Origin of the sequence: Wenjunlia tyrosinilytica (assembly GCF_014646055.1) — a bacterium.
Classification (GTDB): domain Bacteria; phylum Actinomycetota; class Actinomycetes; order Streptomycetales; family Streptomycetaceae; genus Wenjunlia; species Wenjunlia tyrosinilytica.
The window spans coordinates 26,289-50,725 of sequence record NZ_BMMS01000022.1; the positions used below are offsets into that span (position 1 = coordinate 26,289).

The 24,437-nt window shown below is 72.1% G+C and carries 15 protein-coding genes; 10 read left to right on the forward strand and 5 right to left on the reverse strand.

What is annotated here, in order from left to right; all coding sequences use genetic code 11:
• Window positions 1-128 precede the first annotated feature (128 nt).
• Complete coding sequence (locus tag IEY86_RS23675; protein ID WP_189133848.1) at window positions 129-1,661, forward strand: dihydrolipoyl dehydrogenase family protein; 1,533 nt, start codon at window positions 129-131, stop codon at window positions 1,659-1,661.
• A 78-nt stretch (window positions 1,662-1,739) separates the two neighbouring features.
• Here the strand turns inward: IEY86_RS23675 and IEY86_RS23680 are convergent, their stop codons facing one another.
• Together IEY86_RS23680 and IEY86_RS23685 are read right to left on the reverse strand one after the other, a co-directional pair.
• Window positions 1,740-4,085 carry a glycoside hydrolase family 65 protein gene (locus tag IEY86_RS23680; protein WP_189133849.1) on the reverse strand — a complete coding sequence of 782 codons (2,346 nt, stop codon included), beginning with the start codon at window positions 4,083-4,085 and terminating at the stop codon, window positions 1,740-1,742.
• Window positions 4,082-4,828 carry an HAD family hydrolase gene (locus IEY86_RS23685; protein WP_189133850.1) on the reverse strand — a complete coding sequence of 249 codons (747 nt, stop codon included), beginning with the start codon at window positions 4,826-4,828 and terminating at the stop codon, window positions 4,082-4,084. The genes IEY86_RS23680 and IEY86_RS23685 overlap by 4 nt, the downstream gene beginning before the upstream one ends.
• A 328-nt stretch (window positions 4,829-5,156) precedes the next feature.
• On the opposite strand from IEY86_RS23685, the gene IEY86_RS23690 reads away from it, so the two are divergent.
• The 6 genes from IEY86_RS23690 (at window position 5,157) to IEY86_RS23715 (ending at window position 16,213) form a co-directional block, all read left to right on the forward strand.
• Window positions 5,157-6,395, forward strand: a complete 1,239-nt coding sequence (locus IEY86_RS23690; protein ID WP_189133851.1) for a transglycosylase family protein — start codon at window positions 5,157-5,159, stop codon at window positions 6,393-6,395.
• Window positions 6,396-6,819: 424 nt separating this feature from the next.
• The gene (abmR, locus tag IEY86_RS23695) at window positions 6,820-7,344 is read left to right on the forward strand and encodes an ATP-binding transcription factor AbmR (RefSeq protein WP_189133852.1); all 525 of its coding nucleotides are present in this window, start codon (window positions 6,820-6,822) and stop codon (window positions 7,342-7,344) included.
• Window positions 7,345-7,442: 98 nt separating this feature from the next.
• Entirely contained in the window at window positions 7,443-8,477 is a 1,035-nt protein-coding gene (locus IEY86_RS23700; RefSeq protein WP_189133853.1) for a DUF5954 family protein, read from the forward strand.
• Window positions 8,478-8,838: 361 nt separating this feature from the next.
• Window positions 8,839-10,458, forward strand: a complete 1,620-nt coding sequence (locus IEY86_RS23705) for a CocE/NonD family hydrolase (RefSeq protein ID WP_189133854.1) — start codon at window positions 8,839-8,841, stop codon at window positions 10,456-10,458.
• 446 nt (window positions 10,459-10,904) lie between these two features.
• Window positions 10,905-14,840: a Pls/PosA family non-ribosomal peptide synthetase gene (locus IEY86_RS23710; protein WP_189133855.1), complete on the forward strand. Its 3,936-nt coding sequence runs from the start codon at window positions 10,905-10,907 to the stop codon at window positions 14,838-14,840.
• A complete protein-coding gene (locus IEY86_RS23715; RefSeq protein ID WP_189133856.1) occupies window positions 14,837-16,213 on the forward strand; it encodes a M1 family metallopeptidase in 1,377 nt (458 codons plus the stop codon). Before IEY86_RS23710 ends, IEY86_RS23715 begins: the two co-directional genes overlap by 4 nt.
• A 16-nt stretch (window positions 16,214-16,229) precedes the next feature.
• On the opposite strand, the gene IEY86_RS23720 is transcribed toward IEY86_RS23715, so the two are convergent.
• Window positions 16,230-16,658: an Lrp/AsnC family transcriptional regulator gene (locus IEY86_RS23720; RefSeq protein WP_189133857.1), complete on the reverse strand. Its 429-nt coding sequence runs from the start codon at window positions 16,656-16,658 to the stop codon at window positions 16,230-16,232.
• Window positions 16,659-16,727: 69 nt separating this feature from the next.
• Between IEY86_RS23720 and IEY86_RS23725 the strand changes: the two genes are divergently transcribed.
• The 3 genes from IEY86_RS23725 to IEY86_RS23735 all read left to right on the forward strand — a co-directional run bounded on the left by IEY86_RS23725 (window position 16,728) and on the right by IEY86_RS23735 (window position 20,377).
• Window positions 16,728-17,351 (forward strand): LysE family transporter, encoded by a 624-nt coding sequence (locus IEY86_RS23725; protein WP_189133858.1) that lies wholly within the window; start codon window positions 16,728-16,730, stop codon window positions 17,349-17,351.
• A 343-nt stretch (window positions 17,352-17,694) separates the two neighbouring features.
• A complete protein-coding gene (locus IEY86_RS23730) occupies window positions 17,695-18,615 on the forward strand; it encodes a DMT family transporter (RefSeq protein ID WP_229698695.1) in 921 nt (306 codons plus the stop codon).
• Window positions 18,616-19,138: 523 nt separating this feature from the next.
• Window positions 19,139-20,377, forward strand: coding sequence for an MFS transporter (locus IEY86_RS23735; RefSeq protein ID WP_189133939.1), 1,239 nt, complete (start codon window positions 19,139-19,141; stop codon window positions 20,375-20,377).
• A gap of 211 nt (window positions 20,378-20,588) precedes the next feature.
• Here the strand turns inward: IEY86_RS23735 and IEY86_RS23740 are convergent, their stop codons facing one another.
• Together IEY86_RS23740 and IEY86_RS23745 are read right to left on the reverse strand one after the other, a co-directional pair.
• Window positions 20,589-21,698, reverse strand: coding sequence for a substrate-binding domain-containing protein (locus IEY86_RS23740; RefSeq protein ID WP_229698696.1), 1,110 nt, complete (start codon window positions 21,696-21,698; stop codon window positions 20,589-20,591).
• Window positions 21,699-22,006: 308 nt separating this feature from the next.
• Window positions 22,007-24,421 (reverse strand): patatin-like protein, encoded by a 2,415-nt coding sequence (locus IEY86_RS23745; protein ID WP_189133860.1) that lies wholly within the window; start codon window positions 24,419-24,421, stop codon window positions 22,007-22,009.
• Window positions 24,422-24,437 lie beyond the last annotated feature (16 nt).

The window sequence follows — 24,437 nt, forward strand, 5'->3', positions numbered from 1 at the left end:
CGGTGGGACCGCGGCGCACTCGTGCGGTCCGCGCTGCCGGGCCATAGCCTGGGCCCCTTGGTTCCCCCGCCGCGCGGCGGGGGACCGCGGAGCCCCAGCAGCCTGTTGGTTCGGGAGAAGAGAAGACGATGACCGACCGGAAAACCACCGCCTCGGCCCCGGCCGACACCGCGCAGGATTCCTCGGACGCGCAGGATTCCTCGGAGGCGAAGGCCGCCGGTGACGCGCGGGCCGCCGGTGACGCCGTCTTCGACGTCATCGTGGTCGGAGGCGGCCCCACCGGGGAGAACGTCGCCGACCGGGTGGTCAAGGCCGGGCTGAGCGCCGCCCTCGTCGAGGGCGAACTCGTGGGCGGCGAGTGCTCCTACTGGGCCTGCGTCCCCAGCAAGGCGCTTTTGAGGCCGCCCGCCGCACTCGCCGAGGCCAGGGCCGTGGACGGGGCGCGGCAGGCGGTGAACGGTGGCCCCGACGCGGCCGCGGTGCTCGCCCGCCGCGACCACTTCGTCTCCGACTGGACCGACGACGGCCAGGTGGGATGGCTCAAGAGCGCGGGCATCGAGTTCGTCCGCGGCTGGGGACGGCTCGCCGGTGAGCGGAAGGTGGAGGTCCGCGACGGCCACGGAAGTGCGCGCACGCTCACCGCACGCCACGCGGTGGCGCTGTGCACGGGCTCGGCCGCCGCGCTCCCGCCGATCGACGGTCTGGACGGCATCGGCGTGTGGACCAGCCGTGAGGCCACCGCGGCGGCCGGCGTTCCACGCCGGCTCGCCGTCGTGGGCGGCGGCGTGGTCGGATGCGAAATGGCGGCGGCGTGGAACGCGTTGGGCGCCCAGGTCACCATGCTGGTGCGCGGCGACCGGCTCCTCCCGGCGTGGGAGGACTTCGCCGCGCAGGCCGTGGCCGACGGCCTCAGGGCCGACGGCGTCGATCTGCGCACCGGGACGCGGGCCACCGCCGTGTCGCGGGGCGACGACGGTGTGGTGACCGCGACGCTGAACGACGCAACCCTGCTCGAGTGCGACGAGTTCCTGGTGGCGGCGGGCCGCAGGCCGCGCACCGACGGGCTCGGCCTGGAGACCGTGGGCCTCGAGCCAGGCGGGTGGATCGACGTGGACGACACCTGCCGCGTCACCGCGGTCGAGGGCGGCTGGCTCTACGCGGCCGGGGATGTCAACCACCGCGCACTGCTGACGCACATGGGCAAGTACCAGGGCCGGGCCTGCGCCGCCGCCATCGCGGCTCGCGCGGCGGGAGAACCGTCCGTGGACGGTCGCTGGAAGCCCTGGACGGCGACCGCAGACCACGCGGCCGTCCCGCAGATCGTCTTCACCCGTCCCGAGGTCGCCGCCGTCGGTTTGACGGAGCGTCAGGCACAGCGGGCCGGGCTGCGGGTACGCGTGGTGGAGTACCCCATCGGCAATGTCTCGGGCGCCTCGTTGTTCGCCGACGACTACACCGGCCGCGCCCGGATGCTCGTGGACGAGGACCGCTCGGTCGTCGTCGGCTGCACCCTGGCGGGCCCGGGTGTCGGGGAACTGATCCACGCCGCCACCGTCGCGGTGGTCGGCGAGGTGCCCCTGGACCGCCTGTGGCACGCCGTCCCGTCGTTCCCCTCCATCAGCGAGATCTGGCTTCGCCTGCTGGAGGAGTACGGGCTCTAGCCGCGAGAGCGTCGTGCGGCTTGCGCGGCGGCTCCACCGCGTCGCCGGTGGAGCCGCCTTCCTCCCGCCGCCGAGGCGTCAGTGACGGTGCCCCGGACGGCGGCCCGGAGGCTGCTGCGGCTCGGGACGGGCCGCCACGGGAGGTACCTGCCGCGTCACGGGGCCCTTGTCCGTCACGGTGAACGCCTCGCCGTAGTGCCGGATCTCGATCGGCGCCCCCTGGTCCAAGGTGTAGGTGGCGACCGAGTCGGTGATCTCCACACACAGCCGCCGCCGCAGCACCGACACCCTGAACGCGAGGCGGGAGAGCTTCTCCGGCAGCTTGGGGGCGAAGTCCAGCGTGCCGTTGCGGTGGCGCATACCGCCGAACCCCGCGACCAGCGCGACCCACGTCCCCGCCAGCGAGGCCATGTGCAGGCCGTCGCGGGTGTTGTTCTCCAGGTCCTTGAGGTCCATCAGGGCCGCCTCGCCCAAGTAGTCGTAGGCCAGGCGCAGATGGCCGACCTCCGCGGCGATGACCGCCTGGCAGCACGCCGACAGGGACGAGTCCCGGACGGTCAGCGCCTCGTAGTAGGCGAAGTTGCGCGCCTTCTGCTCCTCGTCGAAGGCATCGCTTCGCAGGAACATCGCCAGTACCAGATCGGCCTGCTTGACCACCTGCTTGCGGTACAGGTCGAAGTAGGGGAAATGCAGCATCAGCGGGTACTGGTCGGGGCGGGTGCCCGCGAAGTCCCAGACCTGGTGGCCGGTGAAGCCGGACGACTGCTCGTGCACCCCCAGGGTGTCGTTGAACGGGATGGACATCGCGTCTGCGGCGTCCCGCCAGGCGGCGGTCTCCTCGTCGTCCACGCCCAAAGTGGCGGCCACGTCGGGATGGCGCTCGCTGACGTTGGCGGCGGCTCGCAGGTTCGACTGCGCCATGAGGTTGGTGTAGACGTTGTCGTCCCCGATCGCGCTGTACTCGTCCGGCCCGGTGACCCCGTCGATGTGGAAGCGCCCCCGGTGGTCGTGGTGGCCGAGCGAGCGCCACAGCCTGGCCGTTTCCACCAGCAGCTCCACGGCGGTCTCGCGTTCGAACTCCTCGTCCCCCGTGCAGGAGACGTAGCGCACCGCCGCGTCGGAGACATCCGCGTTGACGTGGAAGGCGGCGGTCCCGGCGGGCCAGTAGGCGGAGCACTCCGAGCCGTCGATGGTCCGCCAGGGGAACGCGGCTCCCTTCTGGCCGAGCTGGCGGGCCCGGTCGCGGGCGGCGGGCAGGGTGGACTGGCGCCACCGCAGGGCCTCGGCGACGGACTCCGGCGAGGTGTAGGTCAGCAGCGGGAGGACAAAGGTCTCGGTGTCCCAGAAGGAGTGGCCGTCGTACCCGGAGCCGGTGAGCCCCTTGGCGGGAATGGCCCGGCGCTCGGCACGGGCACCGGCCTGGAGGACATGGAAGAGGGCGAACCGGACCGCCTGCTGGATCTCCGCGTCGCCGTCCACCTCCACATCGGCCCGGGTCCAGAAGTCGTCCAGGTACTCGCGTTGCTGGTCCACCAGCCCCGACCAGCCGGTGCTCACCGCACCCGCCAGCGCCGCGTCCACCTGGTCGCGCACGGCGGGCAGGGAACGGACCGCCGACCAGCCGTAGGAGACCAGCTTCTCCAGGCGCAGCGCCTGCCCCGGCTCCAGCACCGAGGTGATGGTGAGCCGGCTGACGTCCGGGCTGCTCTCGCTGGAGGTCTGGATCCCCTTGGGCCCGTGCACGGTGTGGTCGGCGGCGGCCGCCACCCGAAGGTCGCTCTCCTTGGTCACGTGGATCAGACGGAGCCGGGTGCCCTCGGCATAGTCCTCCTCGGGCAGCAGCGGGGACTCCAGGGCCGCGGCGACCCGAGGGTCACCGGCCAGATGGGGCAACTGCTCGTTGGTGACGAGCTCGGACTGCACGACCACCCGGATCTTCGCGTCGAGCGGCTCCACCTCATAGGCGATCCCGGCCACGGCGCGCTGGGGGAAGGAGACCAGGCGGGTGGAGCGCACCCGGATGGTCCGTCCCGCCGGGGAGGTCCATTCGCAGGTGCGGTGGAGCACCCCCGCGCGCAGGTCGAGTAGCCGCTCGTGGAACCGCAGCCGCCCGTAGCGCAGGTCGAACGGCTCGTCGTCGACGAGGAGGCGGATGACCTTGCCGTTGGTGACGTTGATGACGGTCTGACCGGACTCGGGGTAGCCGTAGCCCGCCTCGGCGTAGGGCAGGGGGCGCAGCTCGTGCACTCCGTTGAGGTAGGAGCCGGGCAGGCCGTGCGGTTCGCCCTCGTCGAGGTTGCCGCGCCAGCCGACGTGGCCGTTCGACAGCGCGAACATCGATTCGCTCTGCGGCAGGACATCGAGGTTGAGCTCGGTCTCGCGCAGGCACCAGGGCTCGACGGCGTAGGAGGTGTGGGTGATCACGCGGCATCACCCTCCAGCAACTCCGCTAGGTCCCCGACCACGATGTCCGCACCGTGTTTGCGCAAGCCCTCGGCCTGCCCCACCCGGTCGACACCGACGACGTGGCCGAAGCCGCCCGCCCGGCCCGCCTCCATTCCCGCGAGAGCGTCCTCGAAGACGGCCGCCTCACCGGCGCCGACGCGGAGTTCGCGCGCGGCCTCCAGGAAGGTGTCGGGGTGGGGCTTGCCGGGGAGCTCGCGCTCGGCCGCGACGACGCCGTCGATGCGGACCTCGAAAAGGTGCTCGATGCCCGCGGCGATCAGGACGTCGCGGCAGTTGGCGCTCGAGGAGACCACGGCGGTTCTCAGCCCGGCCGCCCGCACCGCCTCGACGAAGCGGACGGATCCGGGGTAGACCGCGACCCCCTGCTCGCGGATCTTCTCCAGGACGAGGGCGTTCTTGCGGTTGCCGAGGCCGTGCACGGTGTCCTTCTCGGGCGGGTCGTCCTCCGCTCCCTCGGGAAGCTCGATGCCGCGCGAGGCGAGGAAGGAGCGCACCCCGTCGGCCCGGGGGAGCCCGTCCACGTACTCGTCGTAGTCGTGCGCGGAGTCGAACGGGCGGAAGCCGTCGCCGTCACGGCGCCGCAGGAATGCGTCGAACGTCTCCTTCCACGCGGCCGCGTGCACGACCGCCGTCCTGGTCAGGACGCCGTCGAGGTCGAACAGGCAGGCCCGAACAACGTCCGGGAGCTTGAGCTTCGTCATGGGTCGCTTGTCCCCGCCGGGCACGGGGTGCATGCCTGCGCGCCGCCGCATCTCGCTCGTGCGGCGGCCGGGTGGCGGTCATGTCCCGCACGAGGAGGCCGGTTCGCGGCCCTCGCCCGGCGCAACGGCGGGCCGCGGGGCGAGCCGGGCCCGCCCGGCGGCGCGGGGAGCGAAACGAGCGGGGCGTTCGCTGGTGTTTCGCGGTACTTCGCGTCCGTGGGTTTGCCCAATGCCCTTGTGCGGAGCAGATCCATCTGGGCTACTTGTGGGGTTGCCCGCCGGAAAGCGTAGGCGGAAGGCCGAGGAACGCAGCGGAAGGATCTGCCCGATGCCCGCGCGAGGACGTCACCGTCGCCCCCAGCAGCCCAGTCAGTTATCACGGATGTCCGTCGCGGTCACCGCGTCGTCGGCGGGCATAGCCGTGCCGTTGCTCGGCGCCACCGGCGCGAGCGCGGCGGCACCCGACGTCTGGGACAAGGTCGCCAAGTGCGAGAGCAGCGGCAACTGGGAGAGCAACACCGGCAATGGCTACTTCGGCGGCCTCCAGTTCACCCCGAGCACCTGGAAGGCGTACGGCGGCACCGTGTACGCCCGGCGGGCGGACCTGGCGACCAAGCGGCAACAGATTGCCGTCGCGGAGAAGGTCCTGGAAGGAAGCGGTCCCTCGGCCTGGCCGGTCTGCTCGCAGCGGGCCGGGCTGACCCGTGCCTCGGGCGCGGCGAGCCATGGTCAGGGCGCGAGCGCGTCCTCGTCCGCGGGAAGCGCTTCCGGACACGGGAGCGCTTCCGGTCATGAAAGCGCCTCGGATCATGAACGCGCCTCCGGTCACGACCACCAGGACCATGAGCGGGAGGCGGCGAAGGCGCGCCGCTCGACGGGGAACACGGCCGGCTCGTACAAGGTCGTCGGCGGGGACACGCTCAGCGGTATCGCCGACGAGCACCGCGTGGCGGGCGGGTGGGAGCGGCTGTACGCCGCCAACCGCCAGGTCGTCGGAACCGACCCCGACCTGATCCACCCCGGCCAGGAACTCGCTCTTCCCCGCGGCTACCGTCCCGCCCGGCCCGCACCGCACCCGCACCCGGCCAAGCCGAAGCCCAGGCCCTCGGCGCCGAAGCCGAAGCACCACACCCCGGCGCACCCGTCGACGCAGACGCACGCCGCCTTTGTGAGCCCCGTTCAGCACTACTCCCTGAGCACCGGCTACGGCGTCCCGGGGCCCCTGTGGGCGAGCGGGCACCACACCGGCCAGGACTTCGCCGTGCCGATCGGCACCTCCGTCAAGGCCGTCACCTCGGGCACCGTGGTGGCCGCGGGATGGGGCGGCGCCTACGGCTACCAGGTCGTCATCCGCCATCACGACGGCATGTACAGCCAGTACGCCCATCTGTCCTCGGTGACCGTGCGGGTCGGCCGGGCCGTCTCCGGGGGAGTGCAGATCGGCAGGTCGGGGGCGACCGGGAATGTGACCGGACCCCATCTGCACTTCGAGGTGCGCACCGGCCCCGGCTATGGCTCCGACGTCAGCCCCGCCGCCTATCTGCGGCGCCACGGCGTGCGCATCTGACGCACCCGGCACACCCGATCCGGCACACCCGATCCGGCACACCCGATCCGGCACACCCGATCCGGCACATCCGGTCCGGTACATCCGGGGACCGGTACATCCGGGGACCGGCACATCCGGTCCGGTACATCCGGGGACCGGCACATCCGGTCCGGTACATCCGGGGACCGGCACATCCGGTACATCCGGCACATCCGGTACGGAGCAAACCGCTCCCCGCGCGCCCCGAACGGGCGCCCGGACGTGTGTGCCGCGCGTCCCTCCCGCCGTGCCGTTGCCCTGTCCCTGCGGCGGACCCGCCCCGGCCGTCTCCGCCGTTCCCCGGGAGCGGTTCACCGGTGGGATTCGCCGGTGGGATTCGCTGTGGGAGAAACAGCCCTTCGTCCGGGCTCTCACACCCTCCTGCGGACGTAAGCTCGATTACATGATTACAGAACAGGAGAAGGAGGCCCTGCGAGGCTGGTTCGCCGGGCGGCTCCCCGAAGGATTGTTCAGCGAGCTTCAGGATGTGACCGTCGATCGTGAGGAGATCACCGTCGTCGGCCGGACCCCGGAGCCCGACGTCGGCTCGGACGCGTCCGAGCCGGCTCGTGCGGCCGCGGTCGACGGCCGGATCTCCGAGTTCCGCGAGCGCACACGCGAGGACCGGATGCATGTCGCCCGCGAGGCCGAGCGCCGTTTCGGCCGCAAGGTCTCCTGGGGTGTGGAATGCGGGGACAAGCGGGTGCTCTTCACCAATGTCTCCGCCCCCGTGATGACCCGGCTGCGGCAGCCCGAGCGCCAGGTGCTCGACACGCTCATCGCCGCGGGTGTCGCCCGCAGCCGCAGCGAGGCCCTCGCCTGGTGCGTCCGCCTCGTGCGCCGCAACGCGGACACCTGGCTCGATGACCTGCGCGAATCCCTCGAACACGTCCAGAAGGTGCGTGCCGAGGGGCCGGACGCCGACTGAGCCCGAGGGGGCGCGACGCGGGCCGGACCGCCCCCGCGGGGGTGGGTGCGATACACGTAAGCCTGCGGACCCGACGGCCCGCGGAGCACACTGAGTAGGTGACCGATGACTCCGAGGAAGTTCCCGAGTACCTGCTGATCAAGGTGGCGAGCGGAGACGACCCCGTGTCGGCCGTCACCGAGGCGGACGCGTGGAGGGGGCGGGCGCAGTACCCCGATGTGGCGGGTGCAGGGCCGATGTTCGGCTGCGCGGAACAGGTCGAGGGCCGCTGGCAGATCCTCGGCCTGGGTGAGAGTGCCCCCCAGATCGCCCGCGACGCCATGGGCGGCCACTTCCGCGCTCTCGCGAAGGAGGCCGAGGAGGCGGGCGACGTCACAGGGCAGCGCGAGTTCATGGCGGCGGCCGTGCGGATGGACTGGGAGGTGGTCGATGAACTGACCGTCCACGGCCGCGACTTCCGGATCATCCGCGCGGAGCAGTTCATCAGGACCGGGCCGGACGGCCCCGAGCCGCCGCGTCCCACCGACCCGGATCCGGCGCCGGTGGGCAAGGGGCACCGGGAGCGGCGCCGCACCAAGGGGTTCGTCATCAATCCGGCCGCCGCCACGGGACTGTCCGACGGAGTGCTCAGACTGGAGCTCCTGCCGCTGGTGTACAAGGCGGGCATCGTCCCGGACGAGGTGCGCGCCGACGCCGCCCGAGCGCTGGAGACGCACCCGGGCGGAGTGCTGCTGCCCGCCGAGTTCGCCATCGCCGAGAAGGTCGACGGGGCATGGGAGCCGATGGCCGGCTCCTGCACCACCCCGCAGACCGCCCGTGACACCCTCTCCTTCTACTTCCGTGAGATGGCTCCGCGGCTGCTGGACCTGGACAACGCCGAGTGCGCCGAGTACGCGCGGGCCGCGGACCGGCTCGACTCCAGTCGCGCCGACGAGATCTCGGTGGACGAGCGCTTCTTCCGGGTGGTGCGGGTCGAGCAACTGATCCGCGTCGGACCCGACGGCCCGGAAACGCCCCGGCCGTCCGACTACGACCCGTATCCGCCCACGGAGGTGCAGGCGAGGCAACTGCGCGAGGAAGAGGAGTCGGGCTCCGACGAGAATGACAAGGAGTCCGGCTCGGGGGAGGAGTGACGTGGAGTCCGGCACCGGGGAGGAGTTGGAGCCGGTCCGAGTCGAGCGGTGGCGCGGAGCCGGACCCCGACGAGGCGTCAGGCCTCAACTGACGGGCCTCAACCGCGTCAGGCCTCAACTGATCGCTACCCGCCAGTAGTTTGGCCGACGGCCGCCTCGTCATCGTGATCGCTCCCGCCTACGCTCCGATCACCGTTCCCGCCGTGGCGCCGCCGAGGTGCCACGGCTGAGCCTTGATGGAGCCTCAGTGACGCGATCTGCGCACCCCCATGGACTCAGCCCCGGACTCAGTCCCGGACTCAGCCGCGGACACACCCTTGGCCGCCGCGGCCGACGTCGCCCGGTCAGTGCCCTGCTCGCCATGGCACTTGTCGTCGTCGCCGCCTGTCTCGCGGCTCCCGCCTCGGCCTCGCCCGGCTCCCCGCCCGCGGCCGCGCGGCAGGCCGCCACGGCACACACGCTCCACTCGGTGTCCTTCCGCACGCTCGGGATACCGATGAAGGACGGCGTCGTCCTGAAGGCGAATGTCTTCACCCCCGCCCCGGGCACACGGGGCGCCGACGCGCACGGCCGCTATCCCGTGGTGGTCCAGCCCGCGAGCTGGGGGCAGAACGACCTGGAGTACATCGTCCAGGGCAGGCAACTCGCCGCGGACGGGTACGTCGTCGTCACCTACACCGCGCGCGGATTCTGGCTCTCCGGCGGCAAGGTCGACGTCGCGGGCCCCAAGGACACCGGTGACATCTCCTCGGTGATCGACTGGACGCTGGCCAACACGCCGGCGGACCGGCACCGCATCGGCATGACGGGCCTGTCCCTGGGCGCGGGGCTGACGCTCATGGGTGCCGCTTCGGACCCCAGGATCAAGGCCGTCGCCGCCATGAGCGGCTGGGGGGATCTGGTCGACTCCCTCTACAGCGGTGAGACCCGGCATCTGCAGGCCGCCGCGGCGCTCACCGCCGTCCAGTTCCCCACCGGCCGTCAGAGCCCCGAGATGGAGAAGGCGCTGGCCGACCTCTTCAACGACCGCGATGTGCCCGACCTCCTCAAGTGGGCGAAGGACAGATCGCCCAGCACCCACGTGGACCGGATCAACGCCCATGGCACCGCTGTCTTCCTGGCCGGCGCCTGGGGCGACAGCGTCTTCAACTCCAGCCAGATCACGACGCTCTACCGGAAGCTGACCGGTCCCAAGCGGCTCGAGCTGCGCCCCGGCGACCATGCGACGCAGGAGTTCACCAGCCTGCTCGGGGTCGACAACGCGACCTGGTCCGCCGCCCGCCGCTGGCTCGACCGCTACGTCAAGGGAGCGGACGGGGGAGCCGACCGCCGCGACCCCGTTGAGCTGGAGGTACGCCCCAACGGAAGCCATGAGGGCTACCCGTCGTGGGAGGCGGTCGGATCACGCACCGAGCGGCTTGCGCTGGGACCGCGCGACTTCTTCGGCACGGGCGGGCTCGGCGGCGACGGCGCCACCGGATGGCGCACCTCGATCACCGGTGGGACGGACTCCGGTGCGGACGGCGGCATCGTCGAACTGTCCGGGCTGGTCGACCAGTTCGCCAAGGTACCGCCGATCGTCGAGGTTCCCCTCCTGCCCCGCCGGGCCGGCGCCGTCTGGCAGTCGGCGCCCTACGCCTTCGCCCAGCACATCCGAGGTGCGGCCACGGTGCACATCAATGTCACCTCCTCCTCGTCCGAAGGAACCGTCTTCGCCTACCTGTACGACGTCAACGCGCTCGGCGTGGGCAAGCTGATCTCCCACGCGCCGCAGAGCTGGTCCGGCCGGACACCCGGTCAGGCGTTCCCGCTCGACGCGGCGATGTTCGCGACCGCCTACGACGTGCCCGAAGGCCACCGGCTGGCGCTCGTCCTGGACACCGCCGACCCGCTCTACGCAAGCCGTTCCCCGCTGTTCAGCCAGGTCTCCTTCGGCTCGCCGGAGCACGATCCGTCCATGCTGTCGCTGCCCCTGCGGTGACTGCGCGTCACACTGCCGGGCGCCCCCGACGCGTGGGGACCGCCCGGCAGCACGCACTTGTGAGACCCGCCACTCGGGCTGCGCAGGATGGGGCAAGGCGCCCCAAACGAATGTAAGCTCCCCGTTCGGCTCGGAGAGCCTGGGTCGCAGGCCCTGAGATGCCGAGCCCTCGGTGCCGTGAGACCTTGGCACGACCAGGCTCGAGCGTCTGCTGTCGGCGGACCACTCGCTCGCCGCCGCGGGAACGACGGGGAGCCGGAGCGGCACGGCCGGCGGGCGCTTCCGCCCACCCGAGGAGCCGAAACGCGGCTCACGAGGAGCCGACGAATCGCGGCTCACACGCGACGGAGGATGAGACACGTGCGTCCGACCCCTGCCTGCCCCGACAGCGTCGAGGCACCCGGCGCCCCACCCGGCGCGGGGCCGACCGAGGCATGGAGGGCCGCATGACCGTCGTCGACGAGTTCGAGACCCTGCTCGGCCCCCTGCGGGAGGCGGCAGAGGCATCCCTCGCGGCGCCGGCCGTCTTCTCGGCGGGCGCGCCCGCGGCCGAGCGCACCCTGCTCGACATCCTGCGCGAGACCGCCCGCCGCCACCCCAACGCCCCGGCCGTCGACGACGGCGGCACGGTGCTCACCTACCGCGCCCTGCTCGCCGAGGTCGACGCGCTGCGGAGCGAACTGGCCGCGCGGGGGATCGGCGTCGGCGACCGCGTGGGCGTCCGGGTGCCTTCGGGCACGGTCGACCTCCATGTCTGCGTCCTCGCCGCGCTGGCGGCAGGGGCGGCCTATGTCCCGGTCGACGCCGAGGACCCGGACGAGCGCGCCGACCTGGTCTTCTCCGAGGCCGCGGTGAGCGCCGTCCTCGGCGCCCACCGCGAGCTCGAACTGTGCGGAACACCCTCGGGAACGGCCGGTGAGCCCGGCCCCGGCGACGACGCCTGGATCATCTTCACCTCCGGGTCGACCGGCAGGCCCAAAGGCGTGGCTGTCACCCACCGCAGCGCCGCGGCCTTCGTCGACGCCGAGGCCCGGCTGTTCCTGACGGAGGAGCCCATCGGCCCCGGCGACCGGGTCCTCGCCGGCCTGTCCGTCGCCTTCGACGCCTCGTGCGAGGAGATGTGGCTGGCCTGGCGGCACGGCGCCTGCCTCGTGCCCGCACCCCGCTCGCTGGTGCGCACCGGCCTCGACCTCGGCCCCTGGCTGGTCCAGCAGGGGATCACCGTCGTCTCCACGGTGCCGACCCTGGCGTCCCTGTGGCCGGCCCAGGCCCTGGACGACGTGCGGCTGCTGATCTTCGGCGGTGAGGCCTGCCCGCCGGAGCTGGCCGAGCGGATGGCCGTCGAGGGACGCGAGGTCTGGAACACCTACGGCCCGACCGAGGCGACCGTTGTCGCCTGCGCCGCCCAGTTGACCGGTGAGGGCCCGGTCCGCATCGGGCTGCCCCTCGACGGCTGGGAGCTGGCGGTGGTGGACCCCCGGGGCGAGGTCGTGCCCATGGGGGAGACCGGTGAGCTGGTCATCGGCGGCGTGGGACTGGCCAGGTACCTCGATCGGAGCAAGGACCGCGAGAAGTACGCTCCCCTGCCGGTGCTCGGCTGGGACCGGGCGTACCGCAGCGGCGACCTGGTGCGGGCCGAGGAGGCCGGTCTGCTGTTCGTCGGCCGGGCGGACGAGCAGGTCAAGCTGGGTGGACGCCGGATCGAGCTCGGCGAGGTGGATGCAGCGCTTCAGGCGCTGCCGGATGTCGCGGGGGCGGCCGCCGCGGTGCGGACGACCAGGAGCGGCCACCAGGTCCTCGTCGGCTACGTGGTCGGCGCCGCCGACGGCGGTTTCGACCCCGCGCAGGCGCTGGACCGGCTGCGGGAAGCGCTGCCCGCCGCGCTGGTACCGCTTCTCGCGCAGGTGGACGACCTGCCCACCCGCACCTCCGGCAAGGTCGACCGCGCCGCGCTGCCCTGGCCGCTGCCCTCGGCGGACAAGGCCGAGCGGGCCGTCCGGCTCGACGGCACGCAGGCATGGCTGGCCGAGCAGTGGACCGAGGTGCTGGGCACCTCGGTGGGCTCGGCCGACGCCGACTTCTTCGCCCACGGCGGTGGCAGCCTCGCCGCGGCGCAGCTCGTCACCTTGATCAGGAAGCGCTACCCGAGCGCGTCCGTCGGCGATGTCTACCAGACCCGCACGCTCGCGGCCCTGGCCGCGGCACTCGACGCCTTCGACGGCGAGGAGGCGACCTCCCGCCAGGTGCGGCCCACGCCACGCGGCGCCGGGGTCGTCCAGGCGCTGCTGATGCTGCCGCTGATGACGGTGACCGCCCTGCGCTGGAGTGTGGCGCTCGCCGCGATGAACAACGTTCTCGCCCTGACCGGCTCCTACCCGTGGGCCCCCGCCGTGTCGTGGTGGTGGGTCCTGCTCGGCTGGCTGGTCTTCTTCAGCCCCGCCGGCCGGGTGGGCATCGCCGCCGGAGGCGCCCGGCTCCTGCTCAGGGGGCTCAGGCCCGGTACATATCCGCGCGGAGGCGGCGTCCACCTGCGACTGTGGGCCGCGGAGCGCCTGGCCGCGATCAGCGGCGCGACGAGTCTGACCGGCTCCTGGCTCACCCACTACGCCAGGGCGCTCGGAGCCAAGGTCGGCGAGGGCGTGGACCTGCACTCCCTGCCGCCGGTCACCGGCATGCTCAAACTCGGCCGCGGCAGCGCCGTCGAGCCCGAGGTCGACCTGTCCGGGCACTGGCTGGACGGTGACCTCCTGCACATCGGCAGGATCAGGATCGGCGCGGGCGCCAGGGTGGGCGCACGCGGCACGCTCCTGCCCGGCGCGCGGATCGGCAAGCGCGCCACCGTCGCACCCGGCTCCGCGGTGACCGGCTCGGTGCCCGCGGGCCGCCACTGGGCGGGGGTCCCGGCCACCCGCTCCGGCAAGGCGGGCCACCGCCGGCCGCAGGAGCGCCCGGCACGTTCACGCCTGTGGTCGTTCCTGTACGGCCTCACCTCGCTCGCGCTCGTCCTCCTGCCGGTCGCCGCGGCCCTGCCAGGCATCCTGGTGGCGGGGCTGTTCCTGCGCGGCGCGAGCACGCCGGGATCGGCGCTCGCCGGCGCCCTGCTCGCGGTGCCGGCGGCCACGGCGGTCTCGCTGCTGGCGTACGCGGCTCTCGTGCTGGGCGGCGTACGGGTGCTCGGTGTGGGCATGTGCGAGGGCCACCACCCCGTTCATGGGCGTGTCGCCCTGCAGGCGTGGGCGACCGAGCGGCTGATGAGCAACGCCAGGGTGGTGCTCTTCCCCCTGTACGCCAGCTTGTTCACCCCGGTGTGGCTGCGCGCTCTCGGCATGAGGGTCGGGCGCGGTGTGGAGGCGTCGACGGTGCTCGCGCTGCCCTCGATGACCACGGTCGGCGACGGTGCTTTCCTCGCCGACGACACCATGGTCGCCTCCTACGAACTCGGCGGCGGCTGGATGCGGATCGCCGAGGCCCGGATCGGCAAGAAAGCGTTCCTCGGCAACTCGGGCATGACCGCGCCCGGCCGCTCGGTGCCCAACCGCGGCCTGGTCGGTGTGCTGTCCGCGACGCCCAAGCGTGCCAAGGCGGGCAGCTCATGGCTGGGCATGCCCCCCATGAAACTGCCCCGGTCGGCGCACAAGGGCGATCGCAGCCGAACCTTCGCGCCGTCCCGTCGGCTGAAGGCGGCGCGCGCCGCCGTCGAGCTGTGCCGGATCGTTCCGGTGATGTGCGCCGTCGCGCTCGCCGTGCTGGTACTCGCCGCCTTCGAGGCGCTCACGGCCCGGATCGGCCCGGGCCTCGGGGCCCTGTGCGGCTCGGTGGTTCTGCTCGCCGCCGGCGTGGCGGCCTGCGCTGTCGCCATTGGCGCCAAATGGCTGCTGGTGGGCCGGTTCCGGGCGATCGAGCGCCCACTGTGGAGCTCCTTCGTCTGGCGCAACGAGCTTGCCGACACCTTCGTCGAGACGCTCGCGGTGCCCTGGCTGATCGCGGCCGTGGACGGCACCCCGCTGATGAATCTGTGGCTGCGCGGCCTCGGCGCCCGGATCGGGCGGGGCGTATGGTGCGAGAGCCACTGGCTGCCCGAGGCCGACCTGGTCAGGATCGGTGACGGGGCCAGTGTCAACCGCGGCTGTGTGGTGCAGACGCACCTGTTCCACGATCGGATCATGCGTATGGACGAGGTCACCCTCGAGGAAGGGGCGACGCTGGGCCCGCACGCGATCGTTCTGCCCGGCGCGACCATCGGCGAGCGGACTACGGTCGGTCCCGCGTCGCTGGTGATGGGCGGCGAGAGCGTGCCCGCGGGCACCCGCTGGCTCGGCAATCCCATCGCCGCCTGGCAGACGGAGGGGACCCGGCAGACGGAAGGGGCCCGGCGAGGGTGAGCGGTGTGAAGAACGGGCGCGCACGGACCGGTGCGCGCCCCGGCGCCGATACCTCCACCGACCCCTACTTCCCGCGCCACGGCAACGGCGGCTACCGCGTGGCCCACTACGATCTCGAGCTCGACTACCGGCCCAGCAGCGGCAGGCTCTCCGGCAGGGCGAAGATCTCGGCCACCGCCGAGCACGCGCTGTCGGGGTTCAGCCTCGACCTCGGTGAATTCCGCCTGGACCGGGTGCTGGTGAACGGCAGACGGCCCGCCCGCTACACCCACCGGGCGGGCAAACTCAGGGTCCGGCCCGCCGATCCGCTGCCCGCCGGGGCTCCGTTCACCGTGGAAGTGCGCTATGTCGGCACCCCGCGGCCTATCCGCAGCAAGCACTGGGGCGATCTCGGCTGGGAGGAGCTCGAGGACGGCGCCATCGTGGCCGCCCAGCCGACCGGCGCGCCCTCGTGGTTCCCGTGCAACGACCACCCGGCCGACAAGGCCGCCTACCGGATCTCGGTGACCGCGCCCTCGCCGTACACCGTGGTCGCCAACGGGGTCCTGGAGTCGCGCACGACAGGCGCGGGCACGACCACCTGGGTCTACGGGCAGCCCGCCCCTACGTCCACCTATCTCGCCACGGTGCAGATAGGGCCGTACGAGATGCTGGACGTGGCCGCCGGGTCCCTTTCCCAACCCGTTTCCCAACCCGCTGCCGTTCCGGCGCGCCTGCTCGCCGACTTCGCCCACGACTTCGCCCGCCAGCCGGAGATGATGAGCGCGTTCGAGGGCTTCTTCGGCCCCTATCCGTTCCAGGACTACGCGGTGGTCGTGGTGGACGAGGAGCTCGAGGTCCCGGTCGAGGCCCAGGCCCTGTCGATCTTCGGCGCCAACCACGTCGACGGCCGCCGCGGCTTCGAACGGCTGGTCGCACACGAGTTGGCCCACCAGTGGTTCGGCAACAGCCTGACCGTCGCCGACTGGCGGTACATCTGGCTCAACGAGGGATTCGCCAAATACGCGGAGTGGCTGTGGTCGCAGGCCTCGGGGGGCCGCTCGGCGGACGAACTGGCGGCCCGTTCCTGGGCCACCGTGGCCGCCATGCCCCAGGATCTGAGGATCGGCGACCCCGGCGCACGGCACTTGTTCGACGACCGTGTGTACGAGCGGGGCGCGCTGACCCTGCATGCCCTGCGGGCGGTGCTCGGTGACGACGCCTTCTTCACCGTCCTGCGGGAGTGGACGGCCCAGCACCGGCACCGCACGGTGACCACCGCGGAGTTCACCGCCCTGGCACAGCGCCACACCTCGCGGCCGCTGGGGGATCTGTTCCGGTCCTGGCTGCAGGAGACCCGGCTTCCGGAGCAGCCCCGCCTCGGAGCCCGCTGACCGCGACCGGGTCCGCTCATCCGAGGGCGGCCCTGAGCGCGAGACGGGTGTTGGACTGGGCGACCCCCGCCTCGCGTTTGAGGCGGCGCAGCAGGGCGTCCAGGGCGGGCGCGTCGGCGGCGCGGGCCCGCAGGAGGTAGTCGTGCTCGCCGGTGACGTGCACGACCTCGGTGATGCCCGGCAGCCGCAGCACCGCCTTCTCGAACTGCTCTCCGGTCGTGTCGAGCCGCAGGGTCACGTCGATGAAGACCACCAGCCCGGAGCGGCTGTCGGCGGCGGGGTCGACCAGCGTGGTGAAGCCGCGGATCACCCCGGTGCGGCGCATCTTGCGCACCCGGTCGGCGGCGGCGTTGGCGCTGAGCCCGACCCGCACGCCGAGGTCCCGGAAGGAGATCCGCGCATCCTCCTGGAGATGACTGAGGATTTCCCTGTCCAGCTCGTCCATGCCGCGATTGTCGCAGTCGGCGCCGTAATTCGGCCACAGTAGCGACAGGACCCCGGCCACGGTGGGCGGATGAGTGATTCCTTGACGGCGACGGCCATGGCGGGAGCGGCGGCCGGGCTGGGCGTGGCGGTGCCGATAGGGGCCGTGGGTGTCCTCCTGGTCCAGGAGGGGATGCGCGGCTGGCGCCGCGCCGCCGCGGCGGCAGCGGCCGTGGCGACGGTCGACATGGCCTACGCGGCCGTCGCGACCGCCCTCGGTCCGCTGGTCGCCGATGCGCTGTCGGGGGTGGAGGCATGGGTGCGGCTGGTGTCGGCCGCCGTCCTGGTGGCGATCGCCGCGCGAGGCCTGGTGGCGTCCCGCCGTTCCACGGACGCGCGGGAGAGGGCCGCGGTGGGTGGGGGCGCCGTACGTACCTTCGGCCGCTTCGCCGCGCTCACGCTCATCAACCCCACCACCGCCCTGTACTTCGCGGCCCTCACCACCGCGCAGGGAGGCAGCCTCGGGCACGGCGGGGCGGGGGTGGTCTTTGTGGCCGGAGTCTTCCTCGCGTCGCTGCTGTGGCAGCAGTTCATCGTCGCCGCGGGCGCCTTCGCGGGCACGAGGATCACCGGCGCCGCCCGGGTGTGGACCTTCCGCGTCGGCTACGGCCTGATCATCGGCTACGCGGCGCTCCTCGCGGTGCCCCTGCCTTGACGTCGCTGCCTTGACGTCCCCGCCTTGACGTCCCCGCCCTGACGTCCCCGCCCTGACGTCCCCGCCCTTGACGCCCCCGCCCACCTGCCGGGCGCCCTTCCGGCCCGATTGTGCACGGGCCGCCCCGAGCGCGCCCGGTCGAGCGCTGTCCCCCGGCCTCCCCCGGCCTCGCCCGGCCTCCCCCGGCCTCGCCCGGCCTCGCCCGGCCTCCCCCGGCCTCGCCCCGGCGACGACATGCCGACGGGACGTCTTCGCGGGACGATGGTTCATGCCGCCGTGCCCGGCCGGGGCTTCGCTCCGGCGGCGGCGGACCTGGCTTCTCGGGAGCGCGAGGGAGGTGCGGGTGGAGCAGACGTCGCTGCTCTGCGTCCTGTTCGCGTTGCTGGCGGCCGCCAGCAACGCGCTGGGGACCGTACTGCAGCGGCGTGCCGCGCTCACCGTGCCGCTGTCCCACGGGTTCCATCTGCGGCTGATCACCGAACTGCTCCACCGGCCCATTTGGCTCGGTGGGATGGCGGGGGTTCTCGCCGCCGCCTGCTTCCAGGCACTGGCCCTGGCGAACGGACCGCTGTCGGTCGTGCAGCCGATCTTTGTGCTCGAACTGCCGTTCGCCCTGCTCATGGCGGGCGTGGTGCTCGGCCGCAAGCTTCCGCGGGCGGGCTGGGTCGCCGTCGGCTGCATCGTGGTCGGACTGGCCACCGCCCTGGCCGCGGCCTCGCCCACCCCGGGGCGGTCCCAGGCACCGATGGACCGGTGGACCCTGGCGCTGCTGTGCTGCGGGGCAGCGGTCGCCGCGCTGATCGCGGTGGCGATGCGCCGCCCCGTCGGCGCCACGCGTGCGGCCTGCCTCGGCACCGCGACCGCCATCGGCTACGCGCTGACCGCCGCCCTGCTGAAGTCCGCCACCTACGAGTGGCAGAGCGACGGGATAACCGGCTTCTTCCTGGCCTGGCAGACCTATGCCTTCGCCGCGACCGGAGCGGGCTCGCTCTTCCTCATGGAGAACACCATGCAGTCGGGGCCGCTGGCCGCGTCCCAGCCCGCCCTCACCCTCGGTGACGCCACGGTGAGCCTCACCCTCGGAGTGACGCTGTACGGGGAGCGGATCCGTCTCGGCTGGTGGCTCGTCCTGGAACTGCTGGGGGCGGCCCTGATCCTCGTCGGGGCGATCATGCTGGGCAAGGTGCCGCTGACGACCTCGCTCATGGCCCCCTCGGAGGCTCGGGAGAGCGACGAGGCGGGGGAGCCGGCCCGCCGGCGGTGACCGGTCGCGGCGCCCCGGTGCGTCACCCGGGAGGGCCGTCGACCCGCAGCGGGATCCGCTCGGCCGGCTGTGACAGGCTCTCGTCGAGCGCCCCTCGATCACCTCGCCGGGAGGCGTGTGGCCCTCGTCGCACGGAACGCCGGGCAGTTGGGGAATCGGCCGTGTCCGGCGGCATGGGCCCGGCGCCTCGTCGGGCTCGGGCAGTCGCGGGCGCGGTCGACTCAAGCGAAGGGGAATGGCCGGTCCGGTACATCGGAAGCATCCAATCTCGCCGGTGATATGCCCCATTGCCCATCCCCGTGGGCGTTTCGGCGGCCCGGACCGAAGCTCCATCCACCGTTGAAGCGTGTTCGGCGAAAATGACGCGGTGACCACACAATCTTCCGGACCCGACAGCGCCGCTCCCCACACCCCGGGCGGCTCGACCGGGCCGGTCTCCGTCCCCTCCACACCGTCCCCGCCCTCCGGGCCCGGAGCGGACGGACGGCCGGGCGGACGACCGGGCGGACGGCCGGTAGGACGGCTGCGCCGGACGGCCCGGCTCGCCCTCGCCGACATCACCCCGTTGCGGACGAGTCCCCACTACCGCCGTGTGTGGTTCGGCCAGACCGTCTCCTCCATAGGCCAGCAGATGACCGCCGTGGCGGTGTCGGTGCAGGTCTACGCGCTGACGGATTCGCCCTTCGCCACGGGCCTGGTCGGTCTCTTCTCCTTTGTCCCGCTCGTCGTCTTCGGCCTCTACGGCGGGGCCGTCGCCGACACCGTGGACCGCCGCAAGCTCGGGCTCTGGGGCGCCGCGGGACTGTCGCTGCTGTCCGCCGCGCTCGCCGCGCAGGCCTTGCTCGGTACGGGCCAGGTCGCGGTGCTGTACGCCGTGGTGTCACTGCAGGCCGTGTGCTTCTCGGTGAGCTCGCCCGCCCGGTCCTCGATGATCCCCAAACTGGTGACCGCGCAACAGCTCCCGGCCGCCAACGCCCTGGCCACCGTCAGCATGAACCTCGGTCTGACCGTCGGACCCCTGCTCGGTGGGGTCCTCATCGGAGCCGGTGGCTACCAGGCGGCCTACCTCGTCGACACCGTCGCCTTCGCCGCCACCCTGTACGCCATGTGGCGGCTGCCCTCCATGCGCCCCGACGGGGTGCGCAAGGGGCGGGCCTCGGTCCTGGAGGGGCTGCGCTTCCTTCGCGACCGTCCCAATCTGAGGATGAGCTTCCTCGCGGACCTCGCGGCCATGATCTTCGGTATGCCCCGGGCGCTCTTTCCCGCCATCGCCGTCGGCTTCTACGGCGGGGACGCGCGAACCGTCGGCCTGCTCGTCGCCGCGCCCGCCGTCGGGGCCCTGCTCGGAGCCCTCTTCTCCGGCTGGGTCGGCCGGGTGCACCGCCACGGCCTGGCGGTCGTCTTCGCCGTACTGGCCTGGGGGACGGCCATCGCCGGCTTCGGACTGGTGCGGCATCTGTGGCTGGGGCTGGCCCTGCTCGCCGCGGCCGGATGCGCGGACACCGTCAGCATGATCTTCCGTAACACCATCATGCAGGCCGCGGCCCCCGACGACATGCGCGGAAGGCTCCAGGGGGTCTTCATCGTCGTTGTCGCCGGAGGGCCCAGGCTGGGCGACTTCGAGTCGGGATCGGTCGCCCAGCTCACCTCGCCGGCCTTCTCCGCCGTCAGCGGCGGGCTGGCCTGCGTGGTGGCGATGCTCCTGCTCACCGCCCGCCGGCCGGGCTTCGTCCGGTACGACGCCAGGCATCCGACGCCCTGATCCTCGGACCGTGGCGGGCACCGGGAGGCAGAAGGGGTGCCCCGCCGGGTCGAGCAGAACCCGCCAGGGCGCCGGCCCGTGGGGGTGCGGACCGGCGCCGGGCCGGTGCACGGGCACGGCCGCCGACTGCTCGGGTCCCCCCCCACGCGAGTGAGCCCTCCCGTCATCGACGGGAGGGCGCACGGCGGCCCGGCGATCGGGGGCCTGCGGCCTACGGCTGCAGGCCGACCGCGTCGCAGGCGTCCTTGTACTTGGCGGTGCAGATCTCCTGGACCGTGTAGAGGCCGTTGGAGACCACACTCGCGATGTTCTTCTTCGTCAGCTCCACCGGGGTGATGATCACCGCCGGAATGCTCTGGTTCGTCCCGCTGTCGACGAGGTCCGTCGCCACGTCCTCGAGCTTCTCGCCGCGAGCCGCCGTCACCGCCATCTCGGCGGCGGCGTCGGCCTCCGGCTTGTAGGGCTTGAAGACGCTCATGTACTGGTCGCCGGTGATGATGCGCTGCACACCCGCGAGCTCGGCGTCCTGGCCGGTGACCGGGGGGAGCTTGGAGTAGCCGGCCGCCTTGAGGGCGGTGATGATGCCGCCGGCCATGCCGTCGTTGGCCGAGTAGAAGCCGACGATGTTGTTCTTGCCGAGGGAGGAGATGGCGCCCTTGGCGTTCTTGTTGGCCTCGTCCGGGGCCCAGCCGACGGTGTCGTACTCCTTGCCGATCTCGACCTTGCCGTCGAGCTCGGAGTGCGCGCCGCGCTTGAAGAAGGCGGCGTTGGGGTCGCCCTTGTCGCCGTTCATCATGACGATCTTGCCCTTGGACGCCTTGCCGCCGAGCGCGTCGAGCAGGGCCTTGCCCTGGACCTTGCCGACGTACTCGTTGTCGTAGCTGGTGTAGCCCTTGATCGGACCCTCGGCCAGGCGGTCGTACGCGATGACCGGGATGCCCGCGGCGTCGGCCTTCTTCACGGAGCCGGCGATGGACTTGAAGTCCACCGAGTCCAGGATCAGGGCGTTGACCTTCTTGGTGATCATGGTGTCGACCTGCTGCTGCTGGGCCGAGGCGTCCTGCTTGGCGTTGGCGTACAGGACCTTGCAGTCCGGACACAGCGACTTGACCTTCTTCTCGATCAGCGGCCGGTCGAACTTCTCGTAGCGCGCGGTCTGGTTCTCCGGGAGCAGCAGGCCGATGGTCAGTGCGCCGTCCTCGCCGCCCGACCCGGAACCGGTGCTGTCACCGGACTGCTTGGCGCTGCCGCAGGCGGCGAGACCGGTGGCAAGGGAGACGGCTGCGGCAAAAAGCGCGGCACGGCGCATATAGGTGTTCACGAACGGGGACCTCCTGCCAGGCCGCACCCTGCGGCGGGGGTGCGGCGCAGTCAACTCCGCCCGTGATCGTGGCGTCAAGAAGTTGAAACTTAACGAGTTGGAAACGGGACCAATTGTTATCCAGTGAAGGATCGCGCCGTCATCGCTGCACACCGAGGAGGCCCTGCCGCCCAGCGAGAGCCGCTGATCAGGCCCGAGTTGGCCGGATCGGCGCCGTCCTGCGGCACCGGTTCTTGGCGTCGCTTCTTGAAGTCTTCTTGAGGCCGACCGCCCCCCGTGCACCCCAACGGCACTCCAGGGAACGGCCGTTACTGCATCGCGGCGACCTGCTCGCCGACGTCCCGGCGCAGCGCTTCCACCTTCCGCAGTGCCGTCTCGCTGTCCAGTACGGCCTCGAATGCCCGCTTCAGTACGGTGCTGCCGACTTCGGCCGGTTCCGGTCGCAGTTCATTGAGCATGCCGAGGATGAGCTGCACCCCGTCGAGGCGTCCCCAGAGGTAGTCGTTCTCGCGCCACTCCTGATGGAAGAAGGCGGCGAAGTGCGACAGCCCCGTGCCCTTCAGCTTCTCCCCGGAGGTGACGGCGAGCCGGGTCGCGTCCAGGGGACTGAACCGGCGCACTTGGACGGGGCTGAACTGGGGGACCCCGCTCAGCGCGACGATCGGGAAGATCAGCGTGTCCCAGACGGGGAAGCCCGCGTAGCGGGTGGCGAGCGGCGTCCACTGCTCGGCGGTCCATGTCTCGGTGTACTTGAGGAACCGCTCCCACAGGGCGGCGCCGCTGTCCTGGGTGAACGCCGACAGCTCGCCTCGGTACGCGTGGACGAGGGCGCTCAGCTCCCGTCCGTGTTCCGCGGCCCAGTCGGCCGGATCCGCGTGGAGGGCCGCATCCGACAGGGACCGCGGCGCGATGACGGCGGCGATGTCGGACGGGACCTTCCCGGCCGCCGAGGCCGGCATGGCGCCGAGCCCGTCGATTATGTCCCACACCGCTCGCTTGACCCGGTCGATCTCGTGGCGGGACGGGGAACCGGCCATGCCGTAGAGGCGGTTGACTCCCTGCACTATGAAGCGCATACGGCGTTCGCGGTATCCGAGGTCGAGGGAGCCGAGGAAGTCCTGCAGTGCCTGATCGGTGAACTCGCGGTAGGCGGGCTGCTGTTTCGCCCAGGCGATGAGGACGGTGTGGACGAAGGCGGCCTGGCTCGAGTCCGGGGGGTAGGCGAAGGCCGCCGCCATCCGGTCGGCGAGTATGGTGATGGCGTCCTCGATCTTCAGTCGCGCATAGGTGCCGTAGGCGAGACCGGTCGCCTCCCGCGCCTTCCCGTGCAGCACGGCGACCGCTTCCTTGAGCCATTCGCGGTCCGCGACCCGGGTCATGGACGCCGTCGGGCCATTGCCGGGCGCCGGCGGCACCGTGCCGTTCGTCGGCGCGACCTGGCGCATCGCCTCCTCGACGAGCCGTTCGACGGTCGCCATCTGGTGGTCGGCCACGGCATCGACGTCCCGGATCCTTGCGTTGAGATCGCGCAGCGCCAGCAATTGGTTGAGCAGGGGCTGGTGCCAGGGGATCGTGGTCCTCACGCGCCACAGCGTGGAGAGCCATCCGGGAGCGCCCACCGGATCGAGGGGCGCGGACGGCTCGGCGTCGGCCGTCCCCGCCGGGGGTGTGGGAGGAGGGTCGGGTTCGATGTAGACGAGGTGCCTGATGACCTCGGTCTCGGCGCGCTGGCGGCTGATCGCCGCGACCGCGTGGTCGAACGGCGCGTTGTCCAGCACCCCTCCGTCGACGAAGGCCGTGGACCACGCCTGTTCCGGCGCGGTGAGGTACTGCGGGAAGAACCGGCGCACGATGGCGTCGAGGTCGCAGGCGCGGCCCGCGGGCGGCGCCTTCACCTGGAGGTCCTCGGCGAACTCCTTGAGCCGCACGGGCGGGAAGGCCCCGGGGAAGCTGGAGGTGCAGCGCGCGGCCAGGGCGAGCGCCGCCGTGCTGCCCGGCCCGAAGTCGCTGTCTCCACCGCGGTCATGACGGAACACCAGGGCGTGGTGGTAGGAGCGGTCGTGATGGGCGGCGCCGCCCGTGCCGAAGTCCACGACACGTTCCACACCGGTGAGGTCGGTGGTGGTCACATAGAGGTGCAGGCGATTGCCCGCCGGTACCAGTCCCGACACCGACGCGGCGGTCATCGCCTTGTCCGGCCGGTCCATCGTGCTGATGGCGTCGTGCAGCCACCGTGCCATGTCGTCACCGCGCAGCGGGGTGAACCGCCCCGCGGGACGCATCGCCACCCGGCCCACGACCGCGCCGATACGGGCCCAAAGAGGCAGCCCCCGGGGCGCGTTGAGCAGACCACCGATGTCGCCGCGGGAGAGCCACAGATCCCTGAGGGCGTCGTCGGAGCCGTCGTTGGCGAGCGCCTTGGCCAGGCACACGCCATTGATGCCGCCGGCGGAAGTGCCGCTGATGATGTCGATGACCACACGCACGGACGGGCCGTCCTCGGCGAGTACGGCGAGCTGTTCGAAGTAGGCGTACTCGGACTGGTCCGTCGTGAAAGGGTTGGTGTCCGGGGCCTGTTCGAAGGCCCGCGAGGCGACGACGAGCTTGCGCAGCTCCTTCGTCAGCCCGTGCATGTACACGGCGAGCGAGACCCCGCCGTAGCAGACAAGTGCGATCCGCAGCTCACGCACACCGCGGTCGGCGCCGTTGTGTCGCTCGTTCATGGGCAACTCCTTCGGG

Coding starts and splice junctions, on each gene's coding strand:
- IEY86_RS23745 (WP_189133860.1), bottom strand. CDS start 24,421: ATGAACGAGCGACACAACGGCGCCGACCGCGGTGTGCGTGAGCTGCGG.
- abmR (WP_189133852.1), top strand. CDS start 6,820: ATGATTACAGAACAGGAGAAGGAGGCCCTGCGAGGCTGGTTCGCCGGG.
- IEY86_RS23705 (WP_189133854.1), top strand. CDS start 8,839: ATGGCACTTGTCGTCGTCGCCGCCTGTCTCGCGGCTCCCGCCTCGGCC.
- IEY86_RS23690 (WP_189133851.1), top strand. CDS start 5,157: ATGCCCGCGCGAGGACGTCACCGTCGCCCCCAGCAGCCCAGTCAGTTA.
- IEY86_RS23675 (WP_189133848.1), top strand. CDS start 129: ATGACCGACCGGAAAACCACCGCCTCGGCCCCGGCCGACACCGCGCAG.
- IEY86_RS23685 (WP_189133850.1), bottom strand. CDS start 4,828: ATGACGAAGCTCAAGCTCCCGGACGTTGTTCGGGCCTGCCTGTTCGAC.
- IEY86_RS23710 (WP_189133855.1), top strand. CDS start 10,905: ATGACCGTCGTCGACGAGTTCGAGACCCTGCTCGGCCCCCTGCGGGAG.
- IEY86_RS23720 (WP_189133857.1), bottom strand. CDS start 16,658: ATGGACGAGCTGGACAGGGAAATCCTCAGTCATCTCCAGGAGGATGCG.
- IEY86_RS23725 (WP_189133858.1), top strand. CDS start 16,728: ATGAGTGATTCCTTGACGGCGACGGCCATGGCGGGAGCGGCGGCCGGG.